Source organism: Streptomyces sp. NPDC050448 (assembly GCF_040655295.1).
In the GTDB taxonomy this organism is placed as follows: Bacteria; Actinomycetota; Actinomycetes; order Streptomycetales; family Streptomycetaceae; genus Streptomyces.
Genome location: NZ_JBFAJR010000101.1, coordinates 1 through 4076, shown reverse-complemented (window position 1 = coordinate 4076; position 4076 = coordinate 1). Strand labels below are relative to the sequence as shown.

Annotated in this window: 1 protein-coding gene; it reads right to left on the bottom strand. The window is 70.8% G+C overall.

The genetic code is table 11. The features are described 5' to 3' along the window. The coding region (locus AB0I68_RS38750; protein ID WP_363182147.1) for a type I polyketide synthase at positions 1 to 4076 on the bottom strand (4076 nt) is incomplete at both ends.

Genomic DNA, 4076 nt, shown 5'->3' with positions numbered 1-4076 from the left:
ATGCCGACACCCTCACCCCAGCCCGTACCGTCCGCCGCAGCCGCGAAGGCCTTGATCCGGCCGTCGGCGGCCAGACCGCCCTGACGGGCGAACTCGATGAACGTACCCGGGGTGGACATCACGGTGACGCCACCGGCCAGCGCGATCGAGCACTCACCGCTGCGCAGAGCCTGGATGGCCCAGTGCAGGGCCACCAGCGAGGACGAACAGGCCGTGTCGACCGTGACCGCCGGGCCTTCGAGCCCGAACACGTACGACAGTCGGCCGGACACCACGCTGGCGGCGTTGCCCGTGCCCAAGTGGCCCTCAAGACCGGCTGGTTCCTCAAGGAGGACGGAGAGGTAGTCCTGGCCGTTGGTGCCGACGAAGACACCGGCCTTGCTGCCCCGCAGCGTCTCGGGGTCGATCCCGGCCCGTTCGAAGGCCTCCCAGGAGGTCTCCAGCAGCAGCCGCTGCTGCGGGTCCATCGCGAGGGCCTCGCGCGGGGAGATCCCGAAGAAGTCGGCGTCGAAGTCCGCGGCGTCGTAGAGGAATCCGCCTTCACGGGAGTACGAGGTGCCCTGGGCGCCGGGGTCGGCGTCGTACAGAGCGTCGAGGTCCCAGCCGCGGTCCAGGGGAAGGTCCGAGATCGCGTCGGTGCCGGAGGCGAGCAGCTGCCACAGGTCCTCGGGGGTGCGCACACCGCCCGGGAAGCGGCAGCTCATGGCGACGATGGCGATCGGGTCGTAGTCCACGGCACTGACCACGGCACTGGTCGCCTCGGTCTCGGTACCCAGGAGTTCGGAGCGCAGGTGGGCGGCGAGAGAGGCCGGCGTCGGGTAGTCGTAGACGAGCGTGGCCGGGAAGCGCAGCTCGGTGGCGGCACCGAGGCGGTTGCGCAGCTCGACCGCGGTGAGCGAGTCGAACCCGATCTCGCGGAAGGCCCGTCCGGTTTCTACGTCCTCGACACCGGAGTGCCCCAGGACCTGGGCGACCTGCGTACGTACGAGGTCGAGGAGGAACGGCTCCCGGTCGCCCTCGGCCATCCTCCGGAGCTGCGCGACGAGCGCCGAGGCCGAACGCTCGGTACGGTCGCCCGCGGTCTGCGCGCCCCGGGTGAGGGCTTCGACCTCGGGCAGGTCGGCGAGCAGCCGGCCCTCGCGCACGGCCGTGAAGCCGGGTACGAAGGCCGCCCAGTCGAAGTCGGCTATGGTCAGGGCCGCTTCGTCGGAGCCGACGGCCTGGCGGAACGCGTTGATCGCGAGATCGGCGTCCATCGGCGGTACGCCACCACGGCGCATCCAGGCTTCGAGAGCCTCGTCGGCGGCCATACCGCCCTCGGCCCACGGACCCCAGGCGATGGACGTCGCGGCCAGACCGGCCGCCCGCCGCTGCTCGGCGAGCGCGTCCAGGTAGGCGTTGGCGGCAGCGTAGTTACCCTGACCCGCCGAGCCGATCGTGCCACTCATGGACGAGAACAGCACGAAGGCGTCGAGCTCGATGCCCAGCTCGACGGTCAGCTCGTGCAGGTTGAGGGCAGAGGTGGCCTTGGCCCGCAGCACATTCTCGAACCGCTCCGGCGTCAGCGCGTCCAGCACACCGTCATCCAGCACACCAGCGGTGTGCACCACAGCCGTCAGCGTGTCGGCCTCGGCGGCCAGCAGCTCCCGCAACGCCTCCCGGTCAGAAACATCACAGGCAACGACAGACACATCGACACCGAGGTCGGCCACCAGCTCAGCCACACCAGGGGCATCCGGACCACGCCGACTGGTCAGCACCAGACGCTCAACACCCGCACCAGCCAGCCAACGAGCGACCCGGCCACCCAACGCACCCGTCCCACCGGTCACCAGGACCGTGCCGGAGGGCACCCAAGCCCCCTCGGCCCGGGCAGCACGCACCAGACGACGACCGAAGACCCCGGAGGACCTCACCGCCACCTGGTCCTCGACACCACCCAGAACGCCCACCAGGCGGCCCATGGCCCGCTCGTCCCACACCTCCGGCAGATCGACCAGACCACCCCAACGCTCCGGAACCTCCAGAGCCGCAACCCGGCCCAGACCCCACACCTGCGCCTGAACAGGCGACACGAGCTTGTCGGAACGGCCCACACTCACCGCACCACGGGTCAGGCACCACAACGGCGCCCCCACCCCAGCATCACCCAGCGCCTGCACCAGAGCAGCCGTCGACAGCACACCCGCAGCCTCATCCAGCGCCAGCAACGACACCACACCAGCCACCGAACCAGCACCAGCCAGCAGCTCAACCAGCCCAGCACGGTCCGTACCCGGCTCCACCACAACCCGGCGCACCTCGGCACCGCGCCCGGCCAGAGCCGCCACGACGGCCGCGTCATCCACACCCACAGCCGGCACGATGACCAGCCACTCACCGTCCAGCACACCGGCAGACGCCGCCGTCAGCGGCTTCCACGACACCCGATAGCGCCAGGCATCCACCTCGGACCGGTTGCTCACCTCATTGCGGCGCACCAGCACCGCCTCCGGCCAGTACCGCCGGCGCTGGAAGGCGTACGTCGGCAGGTCGACCCGTACCGCACCGGCCCCGAGCACCGCAGGCCAGGCAACGGCGAGGCCGCGTACGTGGCTCCGGGCCAGGGCGGTCATGACGGTCTCCGGCTCGGGGCGGCCCTTGCGGGCGAGGGGCACGAACGCCGCCCCGTCCTCGCCGAGGCACTCCGCGCCCAGAGCGGACAGCACGCCGTCGGGGCCGAGTTCGAGGTACGTCGCGACCCCGGCGGCCTCCAGGGTCCGGATGCCGTCGAAGAAGCGGACGGCCTCGCGGACGTGCCGCACCCAGAACTCGGCCGAACCCATCTCGTCCGAGACGAGGGCACCGGTCAGGTTGGAGACGACCGGGATCCGCGGAGCGGCGAACTCCAACCCCGCCACGACCTCACGGAAGTCGCCCAGCATGCCGTCCATGTGCGGCGAGTGGAAGGCGTGGCTGACGGTGAGCCGCTTGCTCTTGCGGTCGGCGAAAGCCTCCACCACCGCGAGCGCAACGTCCTCGTCACCCGCCACGACCACCGACTGCGGGCCGTTGACGGCCGCGATACTCACCCGATCGTTCAGCAGCGGCAGGACCTCGTCCTCCGACGCCTGGAGGGCGATCATCACACCACCCGACGGCAGCCCCTGCATCAGACGACCACGGGCAGCGACGAGCGTGCAGGCATCGTCCAGCGAGAGGACTCCGGCCACATGAGCGGCGGTGATTTCACCGATGGAGTGACCGGCGAGGAAGTCCGGCTTCACACCCCACGACTCGACGAGACGGAACAACGCCACCTCGACCGCGAACAGCGCAGGCTGCGTGTACTCCGTACGGTCCAGCAGCTCCGCATCCGACCCGAACAGCACGTCCTTCAGCGGCATATCCAGATCGAACCGGGCGCACACCTCGTCCAGCGCATCCGCGAACACCGGGAAGGCGTCGTACAGCTCACGGCCCATCCCAAGACGCTGGCTGCCCTGCCCGGTGAACAGGAAGGCGGTCCTCCCGCCCACCGGCGAGCCCTTCACCAGCCCGGCCGCTGATGCGCCCTCGGCCAGGGCGGTGAGACCGGCGAGCAGACCCTCCCGGTCCGTGGCGACGACCGCCGCCCGCTCCTCGAACGCCGATCGGCCCGTCGCCAGGGTCCTGGCGACGTCCGTCAGCCGCTGCTCGGGGTCGGTGAGCAGCCACGCGCGCAGGCCTTCGGCCTGGGCCCGGAGGCCCTCCTCCGTCTTCGCCGAGACGACCACCGGCAGCAGGGCCGGGCCCTCGGCGGTCGGCTCCACCGCCACCTGCGGCGCCTGCTCGATGATGGTGTGGGCGTTGGTTCCGCTGAAGCCGAACGACGAGATGCCCGCACGGCGCGGACGGCCGGTCTCCGGCCAGGCCCGCTGCTCGGTCAGCAGCTCGATGTCACCCGCCGTCCATTCGACCTGCAGGGAGGGCGCGTCGATGTGGAGGCTCTCGGGCAGCACGCCGTGCTGCATGGCCAGCACCATCTTGATCACACCGGCGACGCCGGCGGCGGCCTGCGTGTGACCGATGTTCGACTTCACGGAGCCGAGGAGCAG